This window comes from Chryseobacterium sp. AG363 (genome assembly GCF_003610675.1).
GTDB lineage: Bacteria > Bacteroidota > Bacteroidia > Flavobacteriales > Weeksellaceae > Chryseobacterium > Chryseobacterium cucumeris.
Map to the genome: position 1 here is coordinate 1,381,183 of NZ_RAQF01000002.1, position 21,629 is coordinate 1,402,811.

Annotated in this window: 19 protein-coding genes; 8 read left to right on the plus strand and 11 right to left on the minus strand. The window is 36.3% G+C overall.

What is annotated here, in order from left to right; translation table 11 throughout:
• Nucleotides 1-144: 144 nt before the first annotated feature.
• Nucleotides 145-1,173 carry a threonine aldolase family protein gene (locus DEU39_RS06135; protein ID WP_120231314.1) on the minus strand — a complete coding sequence of 343 codons (1,029 nt, stop codon included), beginning with the start codon at nt 1,171-1,173 and terminating at the stop codon, nt 145-147.
• Nucleotides 1,174-1,258: 85 nt separating this feature from the next.
• Here DEU39_RS06135 and DEU39_RS06140 point away from each other — a divergent pair, with 85 nt between their 5' ends.
• Both DEU39_RS06140 and blaIND read left to right on the plus strand, forming a co-directional pair.
• Nucleotides 1,259-1,912 (plus strand): metal-dependent transcriptional regulator, encoded by a 654-nt coding sequence (locus DEU39_RS06140; protein WP_062674841.1) that lies wholly within the window; start codon nt 1,259-1,261, stop codon nt 1,910-1,912.
• A 362-nt stretch (nt 1,913-2,274) separates the two neighbouring features.
• Nucleotides 2,275-3,003 (plus strand): IND family subclass B1 metallo-beta-lactamase, encoded by a 729-nt coding sequence (gene blaIND / locus DEU39_RS06145; protein WP_062674843.1) that lies wholly within the window; start codon nt 2,275-2,277, stop codon nt 3,001-3,003.
• 52 nt (nt 3,004-3,055) lie between these two features.
• Here blaIND and DEU39_RS06150 read toward each other — a convergent pair whose 3' ends face one another.
• The 4 genes from DEU39_RS06150 to DEU39_RS06165 form a co-directional block, all read right to left on the minus strand.
• On the minus strand, nt 3,056-4,231 hold the full coding sequence (locus DEU39_RS06150) for an aminotransferase class V-fold PLP-dependent enzyme (protein WP_228436668.1): 1,176 nt from the start codon (nt 4,229-4,231) through the stop codon (nt 3,056-3,058).
• 100 nt (nt 4,232-4,331) lie between these two features.
• A complete protein-coding gene (locus DEU39_RS06155; RefSeq protein ID WP_062674847.1) occupies nt 4,332-5,471 on the minus strand; it encodes a hypothetical protein in 1,140 nt (379 codons plus the stop codon).
• Between the two features lie 26 nt (nt 5,472-5,497).
• Nucleotides 5,498-6,400, minus strand: coding sequence for a TssN family type VI secretion system protein (locus DEU39_RS06160; protein ID WP_062674849.1), 903 nt, complete (start codon nt 6,398-6,400; stop codon nt 5,498-5,500).
• 54 nt (nt 6,401-6,454) lie between these two features.
• A complete protein-coding gene (locus DEU39_RS06165; RefSeq protein ID WP_062674851.1) occupies nt 6,455-7,396 on the minus strand; it encodes a type VI secretion system baseplate subunit TssG in 942 nt (313 codons plus the stop codon).
• Nucleotides 7,397-7,857: 461 nt separating this feature from the next.
• On the opposite strand from DEU39_RS06165, the gene DEU39_RS06170 reads away from it, so the two are divergent.
• The 6 genes from DEU39_RS06170 to DEU39_RS06195 all read left to right on the plus strand — a co-directional run bounded on the left by DEU39_RS06170 (nt 7,858) and on the right by DEU39_RS06195 (nt 13,472).
• Complete coding sequence (locus tag DEU39_RS06170; RefSeq protein ID WP_120231316.1) at nt 7,858-8,649, plus strand: S1/P1 nuclease; 792 nt, start codon at nt 7,858-7,860, stop codon at nt 8,647-8,649.
• 359 nt (nt 8,650-9,008) lie between these two features.
• Nucleotides 9,009-9,875, plus strand: coding sequence for an RNA polymerase sigma factor RpoD/SigA (locus DEU39_RS06175; RefSeq protein ID WP_002979276.1), 867 nt, complete (start codon nt 9,009-9,011; stop codon nt 9,873-9,875).
• Nucleotides 9,876-10,062: 187 nt separating this feature from the next.
• Complete coding sequence (locus DEU39_RS06180; RefSeq protein WP_120231317.1) at nt 10,063-10,671, plus strand: hypothetical protein; 609 nt, start codon at nt 10,063-10,065, stop codon at nt 10,669-10,671.
• Nucleotides 10,672-10,684: 13 nt separating this feature from the next.
• Nucleotides 10,685-11,185: a GNAT family N-acetyltransferase gene (locus tag DEU39_RS06185; RefSeq protein ID WP_120231318.1), complete on the plus strand. Its 501-nt coding sequence runs from the start codon at nt 10,685-10,687 to the stop codon at nt 11,183-11,185.
• A 22-nt stretch (nt 11,186-11,207) separates the two neighbouring features.
• Nucleotides 11,208-11,417: an FAD-dependent monooxygenase gene (locus DEU39_RS06190; protein ID WP_228436669.1), complete on the plus strand. Its 210-nt coding sequence runs from the start codon at nt 11,208-11,210 to the stop codon at nt 11,415-11,417.
• Nucleotides 11,418-11,438: 21 nt separating this feature from the next.
• Complete coding sequence (locus DEU39_RS06195) at nt 11,439-13,472, plus strand: S9 family peptidase (protein ID WP_120231319.1); 2,034 nt, start codon at nt 11,439-11,441, stop codon at nt 13,470-13,472.
• A gap of 180 nt (nt 13,473-13,652) precedes the next feature.
• On the opposite strand, the gene DEU39_RS06200 is transcribed toward DEU39_RS06195, so the two are convergent.
• The 6 genes from DEU39_RS06200 to DEU39_RS06225 all read right to left on the minus strand — a co-directional run bounded on the left by DEU39_RS06200 (nt 13,653) and on the right by DEU39_RS06225 (nt 21,566).
• Complete coding sequence (locus tag DEU39_RS06200; RefSeq protein ID WP_228436671.1) at nt 13,653-16,310, minus strand: multicopper oxidase domain-containing protein; 2,658 nt, start codon at nt 16,308-16,310, stop codon at nt 13,653-13,655.
• Nucleotides 16,311-16,399: 89 nt separating this feature from the next.
• The gene (locus tag DEU39_RS06205; protein WP_120231320.1) at nt 16,400-16,873 is read right to left on the minus strand and encodes a DUF3347 domain-containing protein; all 474 of its coding nucleotides are present in this window, start codon (nt 16,871-16,873) and stop codon (nt 16,400-16,402) included.
• A gap of 115 nt (nt 16,874-16,988) precedes the next feature.
• Nucleotides 16,989-17,369, minus strand: a complete 381-nt coding sequence (locus DEU39_RS06210; RefSeq protein WP_228436673.1) for an HYC_CC_PP family protein — start codon at nt 17,367-17,369, stop codon at nt 16,989-16,991.
• 133 nt (nt 17,370-17,502) lie between these two features.
• Complete coding sequence (locus tag DEU39_RS06215; protein WP_062674861.1) at nt 17,503-19,740, minus strand: TonB-dependent receptor plug domain-containing protein; 2,238 nt, start codon at nt 19,738-19,740, stop codon at nt 17,503-17,505.
• A 43-nt stretch (nt 19,741-19,783) separates the two neighbouring features.
• Nucleotides 19,784-20,593: a 3-deoxy-8-phosphooctulonate synthase gene (kdsA, locus tag DEU39_RS06220; RefSeq protein ID WP_120231321.1), complete on the minus strand. Its 810-nt coding sequence runs from the start codon at nt 20,591-20,593 to the stop codon at nt 19,784-19,786.
• A 448-nt stretch (nt 20,594-21,041) separates the two neighbouring features.
• Nucleotides 21,042-21,566: a DUF1697 domain-containing protein gene (locus DEU39_RS06225; protein WP_120231322.1), complete on the minus strand. Its 525-nt coding sequence runs from the start codon at nt 21,564-21,566 to the stop codon at nt 21,042-21,044.
• Nucleotides 21,567-21,629 lie beyond the last annotated feature (63 nt).

Sequence of the window (21,629 nt, forward strand, 5' to 3'; positions counted from 1 at the left end):
AAAAAGGCTGTCTCAAAAGTGTCATTCTGAACGAAATAAAATGTAGTGAAGAATCTCATGTAGTTGTTTGTCATAGAGATTCTTCCTTCGTCAGAATGACAAAAATCCACTAGTGGACTTTTGAGACAGCCTTTTCATTCTATCTTAATTCTGTTCAATAATTTCAATAAAACGGTTCACAGCTTCATCTTCTGTGCTCCATGAAGTAATAAGACGAATGGCTGAAAAATTTTCATCTATTTTTTTCCAGACATAGAATTCAAAATTTTCAGACAATACCTCAATAAGATCGTTATTTAAAATAGGAAAAATCTGGTTGGTATAGGTATCGGAAAGAAAAGCCGTTCCTTTTTCCTGCAACGCTTTTTTAATTTTCATCGCCTGCTGATTGGCATGTTGTGCCAGCTCAAAATACAGATTGTCTTTCATGAGTTCCATAAACTGAATTCCCAACAGTCTTCCTTTTGCCAATAACGCTCCTTTTTGTTTGATATTAAAAGCAAAATCTTCCTGTAGCACCGGATTATTAATTACGATTGCCTCTCCTATCAAAGCTCCATTTTTAGTTCCTCCAAGATAGAAAATATCGGTAAGAGCAGCTACTTTTTCCAGGGTAAGATCACTGATTTCTGCTGTCAGTCCATGACCAAGCCTTGCCCCATCCATAAACAGGTATAATTTATTTTCCTTACAAAATGCAGAAAGTTCTTCCAGTTCTTTTGCCTGATAGATTGTTCCCAGCTCTGTAGAATTGGAAATATAAACCAGTTTAGGCATCACCTGATGTGGCACATTACTGTGTCCTTCTAAAATTGGAACAATATCTGAAGGTCTTATTTTTCCATCTGCCGTTTCAATGCTAAGTACTTTATGACCTGTAGCTTCAATAGCTCCTGTTTCATTATTCAGAATATGCCCGGGAGCAGCAGATATTACACACTGATAAGGTTTTAGAATTGCAGAAATAACAATTAAGTTAGCCTGCGTTCCTCCAGAAACTAAAAAAACTTCCGAATCCGGATTGCTGATTTTTTTTTTAATTAATGCTTTCGCTTTTAATGAATACTCATCTTCTCCATAGCCAGCCTGCTGTACAAGATTATACCGTGAAAGGGCCTGTAAAATATTAGGATGGCAGCCTTCAGAATAATCGTTTTTGAATGAAAATTTCATAGAGTAAAAGTAAAAAAAGTTAGAATAACAAGAGTCAACTTTTCATTTTATTTTGTTAGATTTGTACTGAAAATCATCTAACATTTTGAAAACAACCCTAACAGAGGAGAATTACCTGAAAGCTTTGTTTCATTTAGTTGACAATGAAGGAAAGGTTACGATTAATGAGCTCAGCAAATTTTTAAATGTAAAAATGCCGAGTGTCAATAATATGATGAAGAAATTTGCGGAAAAAAAGTGGGTCATTTATGAAACCTACAAACCCTTAATCGTTACAGAAAGTGGAAGACGTGAAGCTGCCCTGGTGGTTCGTAAACACCGGCTTACCGAAATGTTCCTGGTTAAGAAAATGAATTTCGGCTGGGAAAACGTTCATGAGATAGCAGAACAGCTTGAGCATGTGCATTCTCAAATCTTCTTTGATAAAATGGACGAAATTCTGGATCATCCTAAATTCGATCCTCATGGAGAACCTATTCCTGATAAAGATGGTAATATTATCGCTCAGGATTTACAAAAATTAAGCAGTTGTGAACCAGGAGAAAATGTAACTTTTGCTTCTGTTACCCTTTCTGATGATGCTTTTCTGACATATCTGAACGACAGAAAATTGCTGCTCGATACAAAAGTGAAAATTGTAAAAATAGAAAGTTTTGATAAATCCATGACGATAGAAATTGAGGGCAAAACAGAAATTCTAAGCAAAAAAGCTACTGAGAAAATACTTGTTAAGAAATAAACCATTACCACTGAAAAAATAAACTGAACAGATCTTCATTAAAAAAATTAGGCTTTTAAAAATTTAAACGATTAAGAAATTTAAGGAGAAAAGTATAGTTAAGACGTATCATTCTGATTTTAAGCTTACAGCGAAACTTTACTTAATGTTATATCCCAAATAAACCTAACAGGTTTTAAAAACCTGTTAGGTTTGATATTCATATAAATCTACTTTTACTCTATTCCTCAAACTGTTAAAAAACGGTTAAACTCTCCTTTCCTAAATACCCGAAAATTTATTTTTACCTAGGTTTGCAAAACTTTCTATAGACTTTGTCTTTCCGACAAATACCCAACCTTTAATTATTACTTAAAAAAATTATGAAAAAAAGCATTCCGTTTTTTATTATTTCGATGTTATTCAGTCCATTGGCAACGGCTCAAACCACTCAGGTAAGAGATTTTGTCATTGAACCACAGATTCAGCCCAATTTTTATATTTATAAAACTTTCGGAGTATTCGGAGGAAAAGAATATTCTACCAATGCTGTTTATCTGGTGACCAAAAAAGGGGTTGTCTTATTCGATGTCCCTTGGCAGAAAACACAGTATCAAAGTCTTTTGGATACTATTCAGAAAAGACATAACCTTCCTGTTATTGCGGTATTTGCAACTCATTCGCATGAAGACAGAGCCGGAGATTTAAGCTTTTATAATAAGAAAGGGATCAAAACCTACGCTACAGCTAAAACCAATGAGCTTTTGAAGAAGGATGGAAAAGCAACTTCTACTGAACTTATTAAAACAGGAAAACCTTATCGTATTGGTGGAGAAGAATTTATAGTAGACTTTCTTGGGGAAGGACATACTGCCGATAATGTAGTGGTATGGTTTCCCAAATATAAAATACTGGACGGAGGATGTCTTGTCAAGAGCAAAGCAGCTGTTGATCTTGGGTATACGGGAGAAGCCAATGTTGCCCAATGGCCTCAAACCATGACAAAACTGAAAAACAAATACTCACAGGCAACTTTGATTATCCCCGGACACGATGAATGGAAAGGAGGCGGGCACGTAGAACATACACTTGATCTTCTGAATAAAAAATAAATTAGAAGCGCCCTGGCGAATGCCAGGGCGCTTCGATTTTTAAACCATCATATTAATGATTACTATTTTCTAAAAGTTGTGATACTTTTTCAATTTCTTCCATGGTATTGAAGTAATGAGGGGATAATCTGATCGCATGGTCTACATTTTTAAACGTAAAATCAATTAATGCATCCTGTCTGCGGTTTTCCTTAAAAAACACATTATGATCACTCAAAGCTTTATGAATCTTTTCAACCTTTCCATCTGCCTGGCAGAAAGTCACAATACTGCTTAATCTGTTCCCTTTATCCAGAACTCTGAAACCATTATTCTGCAGATTAATTCTTAAAGTATCGGTCAATTTCCGGTTGTAATTCTCAATTTGATCCATTCCTATTGCATTGGCATAACGTAAAGCTTCTGCAAATCCAGCTAAAGCAGCGTAAGGTCTTTCAAAAAGTTCAAATCTTTTAGCAGTGTCATGGAGCTGAAAATCATCAAATGCTGTCCATTGAGCACCAAAACTATCTAAAAACAGAGGATACATTTTCTGGTTCAATATTTTATCCGAAACATATAAAAATCCGGTTCCTCTGGGCCCTCGCATAAATTTTCTTCCGGTTGCCGTCAGAAAATCACAATGGATTTTTTCTACATCCACCACGATCTGCCCTACAGACTGGCAGGCATCCACAAGATACAGAACATCATACTGTTTACATAACTTCCCCACTCCTTCCACATTCTGAATTAAACCGGAATTGGTAGGAATATGAGTAACCGCAATTAATTTGGGATTATGCTTTTTGATCAGATTTTCAAAATCTTCAAGATCCAATTCATGGTCAGGAAGATTGGCCACTCTGATGATTTCAATATGATACCTTTTCTGTAAAGAAATAAAAGCAATCTGATTGGATATATAATCATCATTAGTAGTAATGATACAATCTCCTTCTTTAAAATCAATACTAGATAAAGCTTTTGCATATCCATCTGTAGAACTGCTTACAAATGCAATATGGGAAGGTTTTGTATTAATCAATTTTGCAGTCTCTTCGTAAAACTGATTGATGATACCCGGGTTTCGTACCGCTGCTGCATACCCTCCCGATTCCTGTTCCTCATATAAAAACTTAATGGTAGTCTCCACAACAGATTTAGGCATTAATGAAGCCCCTGCACTGTTTAAAAATATCTTATCCGAACATCCCGGAGTATCCTGTCTTATAACCTCTAAATTCATTTTTATCAATCCTTACAACAAATTTACTTTTAATTTTTTCTAAATAGGCCTATAAAAAATCCCGAATTTTCATCCGGGACTCTATTTTTACTCAATAATTTTAATCTAAAACACTCCAACCTCTTTTTGGATTCGTGTTTGTGGAAACTTCCTGCTCATTAACAATGATATTTTCTTTTCTCTGACCGATATAATCAAGCTCGCTCAGTTTAGAGAAGATAATTTCAAGGCTTCTCAACATCTGTTGAATGTAAAGCAATGGTTCACCACAATTATGGTGATCGTAATTCGTTTCTGCTACAATAGAAAGCTGGTTCAATAAGGTATGAGGGGCAATCTCACTCCATTCCAAACTGTAGTTCAGCATTTCCTCCAGTTCTGCAGGAACAAGAAGCTGGGTTGAATTGTATAAATGAAGCGCCAGTCTTGCAAAAGACTCAATTAAAAATACAGGCGGCTGCCAAGGGGTAACATTTCTGAACTGGAAATACATATCTCCAAAAGTATTCACCATGGTAGTACACAAGAACTTAACGTTTTGTGCCAATGCTGTATTCTGATTTTTATGGGATGCTTTCTGAATAATTTTAAAAGCATACTGCTGAAGATTTCCGATAGACTTAGCATAGCTGCTGTAATAATCCACCAAAGCCGGGTGACTCTGTACAGAAGTACAAGGCGGAATAAAGTTAGAATCCACCTGAGCAATATTTCCTTTTAAATCTACCTTACCGATGATAAGATAATTTCCTCCAGAATAGCTGCTGTTCAAAGACGTTACGGGAAGCAGTTCAATATGGTGATTCGGCTGTGCATTCGGGTGGCGTGGCGGAATTTCCTCAGGATCAATATCTCCAAAAGGTACTTTATCAAAAGGATTTACAGAGATCAGAATATAATATTCACCATCAGCCTGTTCTTCATTCATTGATTTCGCCAATGATTTCACGCTGATCCTTCTGTCTGTGAGTTCAATACGGTATCCTGCCATTGTCACAGCGCTGCAACGCTTAATTACAAGCTGTACATCATTGGTTGCCGTGTTGTGAACGTCAAAAATGGTACGGTCTGTAAATTCGTTCGAAATAGGTAAAAGCCCGTAGTTATATGTAGTAATTCCAAGGGAATTGGAATCTCTGATGGTATCAATTAAGAAATTATCCTGATCATTAAGGTGTCTCTGGGAAACCTTCATCCCGTCCACCCAATTGATTGCAAAATGTTTAATAGGCTGTATCATGTTTAATACTTTTTAATTTTTTGTGTTTATGATTTTCTTTTGACTCCCTCCTCTTCATGCTGAATAACTCGCTTACAAATCACCACTTCATTTTCAGAAATGTTGTTTGTCGTAATGTCGTGGTCGAAATCTATATATTTTCTAAAGCTGAAAAACGATTTTTTAGTGTAGAAGATCCAGTAATAAGGTTCATTTCCTTCGTCTGAAAGATGAATAATGGAACCTGGATTTTTGTGGTTGTAATCATCTACTACTCTATAGAACCAATCTCCGAAAGTAACCCCTGTAGGAAGTGTTTTCGCTTTAATTCTGAAACGGTTGGTATCTTCCAGTTTTTTGCTCAGTTCAACATTCAGGACCATTAATCTGTCAAAATCTGCCCCTTCAAAATCAGGAAGCTTCTGCTCCGGTGAATATCTCCATGTTTTATAAATATCAAAAGGAATACTGATAAACTGAATATAGCAGTAATAAAACACCATCGGAACCACAAAGATCACCATACTTGTTGCTGCCATCACAGCATATCCTGTACCTTTACTCATCCAGTTGAAGATCAGGGTGAAAAGATATCCGCCCAAAGCGATACACGTTAATGAAAGGATAGACTCAAACAGAATACTCATTGCCAGAGAATCGATGTGCTTTTTGAAATATTTATGCAGTAAGTTCACGTGAATAATCCCAAAAATAAGATAGATCACCTGTGCAATAAGATACCAGTACGGATTAAAAAGGTTCCCTGCAAATCCAAAAACGCCCGGGATAGCCAGACACAAACTGCAAAGGAGTACATATATAATGATCACCTTAATTTTGATCGCAGGTTTATTTCTCCTGATTACACCGAGTATAACCATCATAATAATTGCGATTAAAGGCATTAAGATATACCTTAAAAAAATACCTTTTACTGAAGAAATTTCCATTTGTTTCTTTTCGAATTTATACTTTGTTGGTAGCTGTAAATATAATAAAATAATTTAGAGGAATGTAGAGTATCCAAGGCGGCTGGCATTTCTTTCATCGTCTTCAAGACTGAATGAATATTCCTCTTTTTCTGTGACAAAATTCTCTTCCACATCCACTGTTACAGGAAGAAAATAGTCATACAATGACTGAAGCACATTTCTGAACGGACTTCCCGGAATATACTTCTTCATATCCCCATAAGGAATTGGTCCAATGTTCACCACCCAGTTTCGTTGCCCGTCCATATGAGGTCCGCTTGGAATATAGGTGACTCCCAATCTTGAATTTCCCAGTAACATGGAATCATCATTTTTCTCGATTCCGTCAATAATATTAGGTGAAAAAGTAACCTGTACCGGTACCTGCAGAAAAGCAGTCAAACATCTTTCAAACCATCTTTTATCTCCTCTGATCTGATGGAAAAAAGGTAAAATGTGCATAAAAATATAGGCACTCTGCTTATCCAGCATTTTGATCATGGGCCAAAGTTCACTTACTGTGTCCAGTAAAGAATCGGTGCTGCTTGTAATATCAAATTCTGATTCTTTAAGCAAAGCACTGATTTCCGTAAAGAATACTTCCAGCTCAAAAGGCCGGAAAAACTTACGGGCATCATCTTCTACCCTTTTCTGCTTCCTGATTTCCCTTACCACCGTATCTACATTCTTTCTGGAAGCTCCCAGAGACGGTGGATGGAATAAGCCTTCCGGAAGATAGTCGTAAATACCTTCTCTGTAGCTCTCTATCGTAAAAACTTCCTCATCAAATCCTAAATAACTGCTTGAAATACTTTTGATGTCTTTTAGGTAAGCACGGTCGTTCACACCGACACGCTCAATGAATATATTACTTACCGCACGGTGGTATTTCAAGAGGTTTACAGCTACAGCTTCAGCCTTAAAGTCTGTCTGCAGCTTATTGTAATGCATATCTACAATATTATTCTCATACATAGTGTTTCCTCTGATTATGACTTGTAAAGATAATATATCTCATAAGTTTGAAAAAATATTTTTACAACAATTTTATTCTAAAAGTAGTAATTTATTGACAGTAATAGGAATAATTTTCTACAAATTCCGTGAAAATACGGTAAATACCCTATTTATTTGTTTTTTATTATTTAAAATTAACTATTCAGAATCAATCGATTAAAGGGTTTTAATTTATAGTTTAAAGTTCAAGGTTTAAAATTTAAAGTGTAAGATTGTGATTCAGATTTTAAACTGTAATCCGTATTGTTCTATCCTGTTACCTTTATTACCGGAAAAATCCAAGCGTCAAACCTACTGTAATTGCTTCTTTTATTTAAATTAAATTTTATTAACATCATCATATGGAATAAATTCAGGATAAAGCATGCTCATTCCGAAAGTGGGCCGTATCTTTGCAGACTGAAAATTGTTATTAAAAAATGAAAAGTATTTATTCTAAAATTCTGATTTTAGCATTCATGGCCTCTTCACTTTATTCTTATGCGTGGGGATTAACGGGACACAGAGTGATTGCAGATATTGCACAAAACCACCTTTCCCGCAAAGCAAGAAGAGAGATTAAAAAGATCATGGGAAAAGAGCGTCTGGCTTACTGGGCAAACTGGCCGGATTTCATTAAATCTGATACTACAGGTGCATGGAAGCAGGCTTCATCATGGCATTATGTAAACATTGATCCGATGACTGATTTTAAAGCTTTTGAACAAAATTTAAAAGCACAGGCAGGACCAAGTCTTTACACTCAGGTAAATATATTGTCAAGCCAGATCAAAGACAAAAACACTTCTGAAAAAGACAGAAAAATTGCTTTAATCTTCCTCATCCACATTATGGGAGATCTTGCACAGCCACTTCACGTAGGGAGAGCGGAAGATTTAGGAGGAAACAAAATCAACGTTACCTATTTCGGGGAAAAAACCAATTTACACTCTGTATGGGATGGGAAATTAGTAGATTCTCAAAAATACAGCTACACTGAATATTCCAAGCTTTTAGATATCAAATCTAAAGAAGAAGTAGCACAGATTCAATCCGGAACACTGGAAGACTGGTTGTATGATTCTCATAAAATCGCCAACAAAATCTATGCACAGACTCCAAACGATTCTAAGCTATCTTACGACTATCAGTACAAGTTCAATGAAACGATGGAAAGACAATTGTTGTACGGAGGATTGAGACTGGCAAAAGTATTGAATGAACTTTTCTAAGTAGAATTTCGGGTTGCAAGCTCGGGTTATTTAACCCAAAACAATTTAAAATATAACTCTTAGAGATAAAAACGGGACTTCGGTTTCGTTTTTTTTGTTTAGGGTTTAGGATTTAGGATTTAGGATTTGGGGAAATTATAAAGTTTGTAAATGAACTTACCTCTTTTAGAATTTATATTTATTTTTTTAAATGATAAACCAAAACACACAACAATTTAGTTATCAGTTATTTAATCTGTTATTAAAAAATCATTAATACATTTTATAGTATACTTTGCACAAAAATATTAAATCCTGTGTAACCTTTTTACCTTTTCATACGTATATATTATAGTAACTCTTTTTTGAGGATAAAATAAATGAGACAATTAAAAATCACTAAGCAGGTTACCAACAGGGAAACTGCTTCATTAGACAAGTATTTGCAGGAAATTGGTAAAGTGGAACTGATCACTGCGGACGAGGAAGTAGAATTGGCACAAAGAATACGTGCAGGCGACAGAGCCGCACTTGAGAAACTAATCAAAGCCAACCTTCGTTTCGTAGTATCTGTATCTAAACAATACCAAAATCAAGGTCTTTCTTTACCCGATTTGATCAATGAAGGTAACTTAGGATTAATGAAAGCGGCAAAAAGGTACGATGAAACTAGAGGTTTCAAATTTATCTCTTATGCAGTATGGTGGATTCGTCAATCAATTTTACAGGCATTGGCTGAACAGTCAAGAATTGTAAGACTACCATTGAACAAGATTGGGTCTATCAACAAAATCAATAAAGCATACGCTCACCTTGAGCAGGAAAATGAAAGACCACCTTCTCCGGAAGAATTGGCTGAAGTTCTTGACATGAGCGAGGAAGATATCAAAGAATCTATGAAAAACTCCGGAAGACACCTGTCTATGGATGCGCCTTTGGTAGAAGGTGAAGATTCTAATCTTTATGATGTATTACGTTCAGGAGAATCTCCAAGTCCTGATAAAGATCTGATGCTTGAATCTCTGCAAATCGAGATTGAAAGAGCATTGAATACTTTGACGCCAAGAGAAGCTGATCTGGTAAGATTGTACTTCGGACTGAACGGAAAACACCCAATGACTTTAGAGGAAATTGGTGAAACTTTCGATCTTACAAGAGAGAGAGTTCGTCAGATCAAAGAAAAAGCAATTAAGAGACTAAAACACAATACCAGAAGCAAGATTCTTAAATCTTATCTGGGTAAATAATTTTAGCGTAAAAAATTTTATAGGCGGAGTCTGTTTTCAGGCTCCGTTTTTTTATTCATGTAACATTTTTCAGGGTTTGTTCAACTAATTAAAATCATATCCTTTAATCCACTTGCGTTAGCATTGAAATGATTAACTTTAATAGCTTTGGATATGATGCTGATTTTCAACTAAAACAAAACATACTATGAAAAAAATACTTTTCGCTTCTATCCTTGCCTTGTCTCTATTTTCCTGCAGTGAAAACAAATCGCAGCACGCTCCTGTGGTAGAAAATGCAGTTGACAATGCTGAATCTTCAGTTTCCGGTGCTATTAAAAAAAATACCAGATACTCCTCACGTGAAGGAAATCTTGTTCAGGAAATCTATCTGGAGCTTATAAAAAATGATAAAACTTTACAGGATCTTGACTTAAGAATAGAAAATATTCAAAAGGAAACGGAAACCTCCATTTCGGAATATGATGATGTTATTCAAAAATCGGAAACATACTATAATGATGCGACTGTATTATCCGGTTCCATTACAGATTCCATTACCAAGAAACAAATTGAAAAAGAGATAAAAGCAAGCGCTGAAAAATATGATGTAAAAACACAGACGATCAGAGACCTCATCGCCAAAATAAAAGCAAACAGGACCACACTTCATGATCAATACCTTGTATTCAAAATCAGAAAAACACTTCCTGAAATTGAAAAATATCAAAAGGCCCATCCTCTGAAAACAGACAGTCTCAATCAATTCATCAATAAACAGAATAAACTGCTGGAAGAGCTGAAAAATCTGAAATAAAAACCATCACCTCATGAAATATACTACCCAATGGCTTACCGATAAAAGCCGCGTGAAAGAACTTGTAGACTTTTTCATTACGCATAAAACAGATGCTTATATTTCTCATGGCGAAATGATGTCCGGCAGAGCCATAGACTCACACCACTGGAATCCTGATCTTGAACTGATCCTGACAGAACAGCTGATCACCGATTTTAATTCCGATGGCAGTTCCAAACTGAATATTCTGGTTGCAGAAAATGAAAATGGAGAAATTGTCGGTATGATGGTTTTCAACCTCATCAACAGTCCATTTAAAAAGTATGCCATTCTGGAGGATATGCTTCTGGATCAGTCAGTGAGAGGCCAGTCTCTTGGAAGTAAACTGCTGGAGAAAGCTATTCATGAATCTAAAAGCTGGAATATCAGTTTTATCTTATTAGAAAGTGGAGTCAACAATCATGGCGCTCACAACTTTTTCAGTAAGTACGGTTTCAAAAAAGTGTCGGAGAGTTATATTTTAAGTTTATAAATTAAAATTCAGGTCCTAACTTATGAGCACCATTTCTATTATCGGAGCCGGAATCGGAGGACTTATCCTCGGAAATGTACTGAAACAGCATCAGTATGATTTCACGATCTATGAATCTGCGCCTGAAATAAAACCGGTAGGAGCAGGAATTATGATGGCCGTCAATGCAATGCAGATATTCGATAAATTAGGTTTAAAGGAAAAAATTAAAAAATCATCAACAATTTATTAATAACAACTAAAAATTAACAACATGAAAAAATTTTTTTATGTATTGCTCCTGCTCATAGGAGTTCATACGGCACAAGCTCAGGAAGTCCCGGTACTGGACAGAGCTTTATTCTTTGGTAACCCGGAAATTTCCGGAGGACAACTGAGTCCCGATGGGAAATGGATTTCCTTTACAAAAGAATATGAAGGGATTATGAATATCTGGGTAAAAAAAATTGATGAGCCTTTTGAGAAAGCACGTCCTTTAACAAACAGTAAACGCCCGTTGAATGGATATTTCTGGACAGAAGACGGAAAATACATTCTGTATGTAAAAGATAATAACGGTGATGAAAACATGAATATTTTTGCAGTAGATCCAATGGCAAAAGTAACAAAAGGAGTTCCTGAATCCAGAAATATTACACCGCTTAAAGACGTAACTGCAAGTATTTATCTGGCAAGCAGAAAAAATCCTGATTTGTTGATGATTGGATTGAATAACCGCGATAAAGCATGGCATGATCTATATTCGGTGAAAATTTCTACAGGTGAGCTGAAAAAGATTTATGAAAATACAGACCGTATCACAAGCTATGAATTTGACTGGGATGAAAAATTGAGAGTTCTTTCCAAAACGGATGATAAAGGAACTACCCAGTTTTTTTATAAAGAAGGTGATAAACTGACTCCCATTTACGAAACATTGGTAACGGAAAGTGCTTATATCTCCAATTGGAACGAAGACAATTCTAAGTTTTATCTGGTAACTAACAAAGGAGATCTGGATAAATCCGCACTATTCCTGATGGATCCGAAAACAAAACAAATTACAAAAATAGAAAGTGATCCTAAAGATAAAGTGGACTTCGGAGGACTATTTATGGACAGAAATACAAGAAAAATGATTTACACCTCTTACACAGGAGATAAAACAGAATATTACTGGAAAGATAAAGCCTGGGAAGCTAATTACAAATTCCTGCAAAGTAAATTCCCTGGAAGAGAGGTCGGTTTTGCAAGTTCTACCAATGATTATTCTAAGTTTCTGGTTTCTGTGGGTGGTGATAAATATGCTTCAGAAGCGTATTTCTTCGACGCCAAGACAAAACAGCTGATTTTCCAGTATACCCCAAGAACAGAATTGAAAAAGGTTGAAAAGTATCTGGCAGCAATGACTCCTATCAGCTACAAAAGTAGTGACGGACTTGAAATTCCGGCTTACCTGACTTTACCTGTAGGTTCATCTGGTAAGAATGTTCCTGTAGTGGTGTTGGTTCATGGAGGCCCGAAAGGTCCGAGAGATTACTGGGGATATAACTCAACCGTACAGTTTTTAGCCAACAGAGGATACGCCGTGCTTCAGCCTAACTTCAGAGCAAGTGGCGGATATGGTAAAAAGTTCCAGAATGGTGGAGATCTTCAATGGGGAAAACTGATGCAGGATGACATTACCTGGGGCGTAAAATATCTGATCGATCAGGGAATTGCAGACAAAAATAAAGTAGTGATTATGGGAGGAAGCTACGGTGGCTATGCAACACTTGCCGGTCTGGCTTTCACTCCGGATGTATATGCTGCAGGAGTAGATATCGTAGGACCAAGTAACTTATTTACGTTACTGGATTCTGTTCCTGCTTACTGGGAAGCTGCACGTGCTTTCCTTTATGGTATGGTAGGTGATCCTAAAACGGAGGAAGGTAAAAAACGTATGCATGATGCAAGCCCATTATTCAGTGTAGATAAAATCAATAAACCATTATTGATTGTTCAGGGAGCTAATGATCCTAGGGTAAAGCAGGCTGAAGCGGATCAGATTGTCATCGCTCTTCGTGATAAAGGTAAAAAGGTAAACTACATTCTTGCTGATGATGAAGGCCACGGATTCCGTAAACCTGTGAACAGTATGGCGATGTATGCTGAAACCGAAAAATTCCTTGCTGAAGTAATCGGAGGAAGATATCAGAAAGAAATGCCTGAAAATGTGGCAAAACGTCTGAAAGAAATGACGGTTGATATTTCAAAAGTTACTTATACACCAGTAAAGACTGAAAAAGCAGTAGGAGCTTCTAAATAAAAGCATCCTATATATTACATAAAGCCATCTCGTGAAAATGAGGTGGCTTTTGTCTTTACATAAACTCATATCATTTGTAGAATCATATATTCTTTACAAAAAAATTCTTTATACAAGCATTTACCTAACCAAAAAAACTGCCTCAATGAGACAGCTTTTTTTAATATAATTTAGTTAAATTTAATAAGTTAAAGTAACACCTGCACCCCAGCCTATTTCTTTATCATAGTTTCCGGAAAGGGATAACCATTTCTGAACAATGTACCGAAGTCCTGTAGAAAATTCTCCATCTGAATTGATGCTAAAATTTCCTCTCAGCCTTCTGGAAAGCGTTATATCTTCACGGCTAAGCTCCAATAACACTTTTCCGTTTTGATCAACACTTGCGTCAGCAGTAATCAGCATTGGCAATACATACTGCATACCAACAATGAATGCAAATCTATTTTTTGAGGCCTTCTGCTGTCCAAACCAGGTCTTTTTCCCATGAAATTCCATTCCGAGATCTTCTGCCATCTGTCTCTCCATAATCTCATGATTTTTTTGCACTCTAATTCCTGCATAAGGTAATGCCCATTGAAATTTTCCTAAGAAACGTCCTACTTTTGCACTTCCTTCAAAATGATCAAAATTCCAGTTGGTATGAAACTCATTCAGATTAGCCCATCTAGGTCCAAACATCGTCATTGTTTCTGCGTGGATCTTATTGCTTGCTAAATCCAGCATTGCCATAGAACTGGTCATTTTATTATCCTGTATGAAGTTTTTCCAGGCCATTTTTCTGTTCGGAAGCTGTGGATTGGGTTTTGAGTTTTCATAACTGAAAATTCTTCCCATTCCTGCCATCATATGGTATAGAATATGACAGTGGAAGAACCAGTCTCCGTCCTGGTTAGCAGCAAATTCTATTGTTACTGTTTCCATCGGCATGATATCCACTACATTTTTCAATGGAGAATACTCTCCTTTTGAATTAATTAATCTGAAATCATGACCGTGAAGGTGCATCGGGTGACGCATCATGGAATTATTATAAAGTTTAATTCTAAGAACCTCTCCTTTTTTGATCAGAATTTTATCCGTCTCTGTTACCGTTTTATTATCCAGCGTCCACAGATAATGGTTCATATTTCCTTCCAGCGTAAATTTCATTTCCCGAATACTGTCTGTAGGAAGAATTGTCTTTTCAGGAGACTTTAAAATATTATAAGACAGCCTCTTGATTGTTTTCTCTTCCTTCATCTCCATTCCTGAGTGTTGAGAATGATCTTCTTTCTTATCTTCTTTGGTTTTCACTCCCATCATCTCATTGATATGCTTTGCAGTAGTTTTTCTTTGATTTTCAGATAATTCGGGATACATCACTTCGTTCATATCCATCATTTGATTTCCCATCGTCATATTCATCGGTTTCATATTTCCACTCATTTCCATCATACCGTTCATCATTTTCATTCCTTCAAAAAGCATCAACCTTGGAAGATTGGGAGCTTCTATCTTTTCACCCGATCCCAGCCAAAGGGAAGCATGTCCTATTCTGTCTTCAGAAGTCGCTCTGAACTCAAAACTTTTGCTTTCTGGAATGATTACCTCAATATCATATGTTTCGGAAACTCCGACAATCAGACGATCAACTTCTATCGGTACTACATCATTTCCGTCATTTCCCACTACTTTTATCTTTCCTCCGCCATAATTCAGCCAGAAATAGGTAGATGAGCCTCCGTTGGCAACTCTTAATCTTACTTTATCGCCAGCTTTTAAATTAGAATAATCAGAGCTTGGAGTTCCGTTAATTAAGAATTTATCGTAATAGACATCACTTACATCCATGGCTTCCATTCTTTTCCATTCATTCAATACCTTTGTTCCCAGGTTTCCTGATTTAATTGCTTCCCAGTAACTCTGTACAGCATTTTTCTTTACCGCATACCAGTCTGTATTCGCCATATGAAGCCTTCTCGCAATCTGCATAGGATCATCATCACTCCAGTCTCCCAGTAATACCGGAATATCAGCATTGTATTTTATTGTTGGTTCTCCTTCTCTTTTTTTGAAGACCAGAATACCGTTCATTCCTATCTGTTCCTGTAGTGCTTCGTGAGAATGGTACCAGTACGTTCCGTTTTGAGAAATTCTGAATTTATATAAATGGGTTTCTCCAGGTTTTACAGGCTTGGTGGTAAGATAAGGAACTCCGTCCTGTTCGTTGGGAAGAATCACACCGTGCCAGTGCAGTCCTGTATTTTCTTTAAGCATATTGTGCAGATAAATCTCTGCAGTATCTCCTTCAGTAAAATATAAAGTCGGAGCCTGAAGTTTACCATTGATTGCAATTGCTCTTCTGTTTTTTCCTGTGAAATTAACAATGGTATCTTTTACATAAAGGTCATAACGAACTGTTTTACCTCCAAAAGTAATTCTCCCGTTTTCAGAGTTTCTTTTCAAAACAGAACCTTCTTCTTTGGGTTTATCTGTAGAAGAATGATTTTCTTTTTCCTCAAGTTCCATCCCGCATTTAGGACATTTTCCTGGTTTGTCTGAAACAACTTCCGGATGCATTGGACATGCATAGGTAATTTGAGAATGGGGTTGTATTTTTTTTGTTTCTGAAGATTTTCCTTTTACTTCTGTTATTGATTTCGCTTCCGACTTGGTTACTGTTTTTGACTTTACAGCAACAGTTTTCTTCTCCAGAGTCATTCCGCATTTCGGACAGTCTCCAGGTTGGGAAGACACCACTTCTGGGTGCATCGGACAAGTATAAACGTTTTTTGTAGTTTGAGCGAAAGTCAATACGGAGAATAAAAGTACCAGAAACATTATCAGCTTTTTCATAATATTTCGAACTTTTTAGAAGTCGCAAAGTTTAAAGTTAATTACAACTTAAACTCTGCAACTCATTATTTTAAAGAATAGTACGGAAATTATTTAATCTCCGACTTTACACTTCCGCATGTAAGCATAGACTTTCCGTAATATGGATTAACGATCTGTTTTTCATCGCTTAGCCAGCTTCCGTCTGCCATTGGGCAATATTGAACGTAGACTGGTTTTTCAGAAAGTTTAAACTCCTTGGTCAGAGCAATCATATTGTCTGAAAGGTTTAAAAAAGTTTCCCTTTGTGTAGCAATAGTTCTTGCATCCGAAATGGCAGAAGCATCTTTTCTGAGAATATTAAGGTTTCCTTCTGAAACTACTTTATAATCAATAACAGAAGCTGTTTTAATAAATTCTGTTGCAGCTTTTGAAGTTTTGTCCACATCATCTGAAGCTAACGCTGATTTGATAGCAATATAATTTTGGTAGAGCTTAGAAACCTGAGCATCCTTTTTAGATTGTGCAGATAATGAAACGATTGAGAATAATGATAAAGCTGCTGTGATGATATATTTTTTCATTGTTTTAAATTTTAGAATTAATTTTTAATAAAGAATAATGGATTACGCATCAGTAAATGCGTCAGAGCATGTCGCTCATAACAGTATATATTATACCAGAAACGACTGACAAATTCTAAATTCTAAAATTACAATGATTGATGTAAATAGGTACCGGCCGGCTTTCAGGCGGTGCATTGATCTGGATCTGAGTAAATTTGGTGGCAGAAAAAGACTTATCAATAGCGGAAAACTGATGTTTCACCGGTATCTCTGAAACTGCACTTAAGAAATCAACGTTCAGATAATCAGATTTCTGGGAATCGTCTACTTTTACGATTTTGATCTCTGTTTTACAGCATCCTTTTTTTTCCTTAACACCACATTTTGCACAGATATCATCCGCTTTCTGACTTACAGAAACCAATTCTTTCATACAATAATGAATGCTAAAAGCTGCTCCGGAAGAAAACCCGAAGTAGAAAATAGAAAACAATATGGCAAGAATCTTTTTCATTGGTAAGACAAAGATAAAAATATCTCTGAAACCGTTGTTATAGAATTTGGTAATGTTGTTATAAAATTCGGGTAAACAAAAAAGCTTCCGGATTTTCGGAAGCTTTCTGCTATTTTTATTTTTGATAGTAATTCTATAGTTTGAATTCCAGCTTCACATTAAAGAAACGTCCCGTAAGACGTACCGGAACAGGATACATATAATTACTGTTATAGTCTGTGATCCATTGGTTCGCAACAGTATTGTTAATGTTAAATGCATTGAAAACCTGAACACCTAATGTAAGTTCCTCAAAATTACCCCAGAAACCCGATCTCTTATTTTTTTCTTTCGGATCAATAAATACCTTTGTCAATCCTAAGTCTACTCTTTTATAAGAAGGCAGCGTCTGCTGATAATTATAAGCTGAACCAAAATCCGGTTGTCCGTTGCTGTTAAACATTACGGGAGCTCCCGTAGGTAATCCCATAGCATATACTAAAGTAAGGTTCACACGCATAGACGGGAAGCTTGGCATATAATCTTGATAGAACATCGCAAACCTCAGCCTCTGATCTGTAGGTCTTGGAATATCTCCTCTTCCATCAATATTTTCATACACTCTGGCATAACTTGCAGACAACCATGAATCCACACCCGGAACAAATTCTCCGAATAGTCTGGTATCGATACCATAAGCATATCCTTTTGAATTATTTTGCCCGGAATAACGAATCCTTACATTATCCATATAATAAGGAATCAGGTTATCCATTTTCTTGTAATAAAGTTCCGTTGTCAGTTTGAATGGTCTGTCGTACATCTCGAACTCGTAATCATTGGCAAGAATGACCTGAATAGAGCGTTGTGATTTTATATTGGAGTTAAAATTACCATCTAAATCCTTGATTTCTTTATAGAAAGGAGCCTGATAGTAGATTCCTCCTGAAATTTTAAACAACATATCACTGTCCCAATCCGGTTTGATCGCAAACTGAGCTCTTGGTGAGAATATGGTTTCTTTATTGAAACTCCAGTTGGCCACACGTACTCCTGCATTCACAAATACTTTACTGGCTCCCCAATAGAATTTCTGAGAATACTGTGCATAGGCAGAAAGTCTTGTCGGTTCGATATTATTTTGTCCGGCAATATAATAAGCAAGCTTGAGATCTCCTGTAGTTCCGGTTCTAGGATCAATGACTTCCGGTCTTGGAATACTGTATCCTGCAGAATCTACCAATTTCCATTCATTGGTAAGATCTTTCAGATTTTCTTTTTCATATTTAAATCCAACCTCAAAGTCTGTATTGACATTGGGAGAGAATTTTGCTCTGAACTGTGTTCCGTATGTTCTTACAAACAAATCATTTCTTGCATGTTCTATCTGCCCTCCAACATCGAAAGATGTGACAGGCTGCTGCGTCACAGGATCAAAGGTCTGAAGCTCGTATGCTGACTGTATCGTGTAATATTCTCTTTCTCTGTTCTGATAAGCAAAGGCATCCAGAGTAAGCTTCCACTTATCTGCCGGCTTATAGTTCATAGAGAATGTTCCCATCATGTTTTTATACTGGTCATTTTCCTGACCTCCATATCCAATATTAACGGTAATAGGCTGCTGAAGACTTCCGAAAGTAACACTTTTTGCCCTTGGGATCATCTCATAATCATTCTTGGAATAATATCCGATGAATGACATCGTAAATTTATCACTGACATGATAATTCAGATAAGACTGGAAATCCCAATATGTTGGATTAAAATCGGTATCTTCTTTTAAGGTATTAAGAACAAGATTGGTATTTCTGTATCTTCCGGAAAATAAGGCGGTAAATTTTTTATTTTTGGAAGCCAAACCAGTTGTCAGCCTTCCTCCAATTAAACTGGCCTCACCTGAAACTTCAAATTTTTCTGGCTCTCGGTAGTAGATATTTAAAGCGGAAGACATTTTATCACCATATTTGGCTTCAAATCCTCCTGCAGAGAAATTCACTGCGGAAACCATATCCGGGTTAATGATACTCATCCCTTCCTGCTGAGAGTTTCTGATCAGGAAAGGTCTGTAGATTTCAATATCATTAATGTAGATAAGGTTTTCATCATAGTTTCCACCACGAACCATATATTGTGAGGACAGCTCTGTGTTGGAGTTTACGGAAGGTAATGTTTTAAGCAATCCTTCAATTCCTCCATTAATCGAAGCTACTGATTTCGCTTCTTTCGCTGAAATTCTTACATTGGTAAGGTCATTGGTTCTTCCTGTTGCTTTTTTCTGGAAGACAACTTCCTCTATATCGGTTACTTTAGTAGTCGCTGTATCTTTTTTCCTTTGTTGGGAGAAAAACAGTACAGGGACCATAAGGCTTAGCGGTAAAACTAGTTTTTTCAAAAGAAATGTTTTAGAATTTCTAAAATTAATGTTTTTTTAACAATTACAAAATCGATTCTCTAATTCTTGACAATTTTTGTAACAAATCTTCTAATAAATCTAATCTTAACATGTTAGCACCATCAGATAATGCGGTTTCCGGTGTAGGATGCGTTTCGATGAAAATTCCGTCTGCTCCTACTGCAATTCCTGCCTTGGCAACGGTTTCAATAAGATCCGGTCTTCCTCCTGTAACGCCTGAGCTTTGATTAGGTTGTTGTAAAGAGTGAGTAACATCCAAAATCACTGGAGCGTATTCTCTCATCGTAGGAATTCCTCTGTAATCTACAATCAGATCTGTATATCCGAAAGAATTTCCTCTTTCAATAATGGCTACTTTCTCGTTATTGGAATCTGTAATTTTCTGAACCGCAAACTTCATCGCTTCCGGAGAAAGGAACTGGCCTTTTTTCAAAGTCACGCATTTTCCTGTTTGGGCTGCCGCTACCAATAGATCGGTCTGACGTACAAGGAACGCAGGAATCTGTAAAACATCTACATACTGTGCGGCTAATGCTGCATGCTCATTTTCATGGATATCTGTTGTGGTAGGAATATTGAAAGTCTCTCCTACTTTTTTAAGGATTTCAAGAGATTTCTCTTCACCAATGGTTGTGAAAGAATCTACACGGCTTCTGTTAGCCTTTTTGAAACTTCCTTTGAAAATATAAGGAATATTGTATTTATCTGTGATGCTGATTACTTTTTCAGCAATTCTTAATGCCATATCTTCCCCTTCAATAATACAAGGTCCGGCAATAAGGAAAAAGTTTTTTGAATCTTTGTGCGAAATATTATCTAAATACTGAATCATTTTGTTGTAATTAAAAAGTTCAGTAAAAATACTGAGAAAGTTTCACAAATGGAAATTATTTGATTGCTTTAACAGGCTATGGTTGCAATAGTTTTTGGCTTTTGGATTTCTTATTATTTATTGATAGATGCTTCGACAGGCTCAGCATGACAGCTCTGATACTAGCTTTTAATCGGCACTGGATAATTGATAAGTGATAAATGCTTCGACAAGCTCAGCATGACAGCTCTAATACTAACTGTTAATCGGCACTGGATAAGTTATAATTGATGGATGCTTCGACAAGCTCAGCATGACAACCCTAATACTAGCTGTTTTATTAATGTGAAAATTATAATACAAAGTATAAACCATCAATGTACAAAAACCTAAGTCGAAGCCACATCATATTAACGTTATTTTTTAGCGGTGTCATGCTGAGCTTGTCGAAGCATCTGCAATGATATATTTAGAATTTTTTCAAAATCTTCTCAAACGTATTCACATTTCTGCTGGTAAACTGATCTTTAAGGCTCTTTTTACCTAATACTTTCCCGAAGGTAGAATCTAAGGTATTTCCTTTCGGAACCTGCCAGTAAAATATATCATTAACGATTGCAGCCTTTTCATTTTCTACCTGACCTGCTTTCTGAAACTCTTCCATTAAAATCTTTTCCACTCCGGGAATTCCGACAAACCCATAAATATGAAGCTCGTCTTTTTTTTCAAAAGGAATACTGTTCCAGAAAACCTCAGTTTCTTTCTGAGATTTCACAAACAAAAAAGCTTCATAAGAAAAATGTTGCGACATCGCTTTTTCCAGAATAGTTTTTAATTCTGTCGTATTTTTATCTGACGAAAAAACAATATTTCCGGAAGCCAGTATGGAACTTACCTCTTTCATTCCTGCATCTTTAAAAACCTGGCATACATCTGCCATTTTCATATTGGTTCCTTTTACGTTGACGCCACGAAGAAAAGCACAGTATTTCATTTTTTTTCAGGTTTTAGGTTTTAGATATTAGGTTGCAGTGATTGTTGGGTCGGAGGTTTTGAG